Below are 1,774 nucleotides of genomic sequence, written 5' to 3'. Positions count from 1 at the left end.
ACAACTATACAAACTAACGAAGTAGCATCCCAACAGGCACAAGCCGATTATGATAATGCGCTAAACGAATATAACCGCTACCAGAAATTATACGAAATCGGAGCCATTCCCCGGCGGCAAATGGAAAATATTGCGGCAAAACTGCAAGCAGCCAAAGAACGCCTGACTGATTCCGGCAAGCAGTCTGCTAGTATCAGCTCCAATACCCCTACCATCATTACCGCCCCCATCGACGGCATAGTATCCGGTCTATCCATTACGCCGAACAAGGAGGTGCAGGCCGGACAACGGCTGCTTTCCTTAGGAAGCGGCCAAGAAGTAGCGGCTGTTGTTCAGCTTGATCAACAGGATCTGTATCTGGTTCAGTTAGGTACACTGGTGAGATTAGAAGTATCGCAGCAACATATCGGCGGTCAGGTTGCAAGTATTTACCCGCAAGTGGAAGCCAACCAGAATCCTGTGTTTCTTGCCCATATCAAACTTGCCAATAATCCTGGCGGGTTACTAAAACCCGGAATGTCCGCAACGGTTCATATAGCTACCGGCGAAATGGCCATAGTCCCGGCAGTTCCCACAAGTGCAATACTGCAAGACAAGCAGGGACAAACATATATTTATTTGGCAGTCAATAATAAAGCTGTCCTTCAACCCATTAGTACCGGGGAAACCATTGGCGATTATACCGAAATTACTTCTGACATCCCCCCAGACAGCCTGGTCATAACAAGTAACCTCGATACGCTAAGACATGGTGACCCCATCACAATAATACAGTAAATACAAGGCTGCCGCCCTTTGTGATAACAAAGCCCCCGCTACGGACTGTTTATCCTGTCCGTTCGGGGGCTTAGTTTACGGCAACTGGTCCTTATGGTCTTTATTGAGCTACTTCTGCAAAGGTAGATCTTCTGCTTCTACTATCATCTCTGCCCACTATACTATTTGACATCCTTACTAACCATATCATCTTTTTTTACCAGGATCAGAAGTTTTTTCAGGAGTAAACTCTTCGGCAGTTTCTAACTGCATATCTATCATCTGTATCCCTTTACTGCTCCGGTAACTTGGTTTTTCCTCAGAAGCGTGCACTTCCCTGCCAAAATATCTTTCTGTAACAAAAAACAATATAGAAAATAAAGCTACCAATCCTACCCCGGCAAATAGCCCGGCCCCTTGTCCCGGAATTAACGGCATACTGGAAATAATCAATACCATACCTGCCATAGCCAGCCATGAAGCTGCCGGAAACCACCGCAACTGACATTTCCCCTGCGGAGGACACCCAAGGGCTTTTCTGAGTTTGTGATGACTTAAGAGAATGGCCAAATAAGAAAACAACAAGGAAAACCCGCCCGAACTAACCAAAAAAAGATACACCTGTTCTGGCAAAAAAATTCCCATCCCTAGCCCGACAAGCATGGCCATGCCGGAAAAACCAATCCCTTTATAGGGAATATCGCTCTCGTCTTTCAACCAATTGGGCGCATGCCCTTCAGCAGCCAGTGAACGTAACATGCGCCCTAAGCCGAACATTGCGGCTAACATCGTGGATAGAATAGCCGTTATCAACACAATATTCATAGCCTCTCCCGCCCATGTAACATTCCAGGCCATCAGGGCTGTCACCAGCGGACTTTGATCACTGGTAAGGGCAGCAGTAGGTACCAGCAGTAACAAGGCGATTACCGCAGCTAGGTATAAACCTACTAACCCAAAAACAGTATAGGAGATGGCTTGAGGCACAACTTGTTCTGGGTTGGCGGTTTCTGTTGCA

At 46.8% G+C, this 1,774-nt stretch carries 1 protein-coding gene and 1 pseudogene; one reads left to right on the top strand and one right to left on the bottom strand.

The annotated features are described in order from the left end of the window. The coding region (locus tag AC29Z1_RS17520; RefSeq protein WP_488272726.1) for an efflux RND transporter periplasmic adaptor subunit at positions 1-777 on the top strand (777 nt) is incomplete at its 5' end. 186 nt (positions 778-963) lie between these two features. Here AC29Z1_RS17520 and AC29Z1_RS17515 read toward each other — a convergent pair. Beyond that, positions 964-1,774: pseudogene (locus AC29Z1_RS17515) on the bottom strand (amino acid permease); the annotation flags it as partial.

The organism is Sporomusa sp. (genome assembly GCF_057736855.1).
The sequence above is the reverse complement of the archived record's forward strand: the minus strand, read 5'-3'. Positions and strand labels throughout refer to the sequence as shown.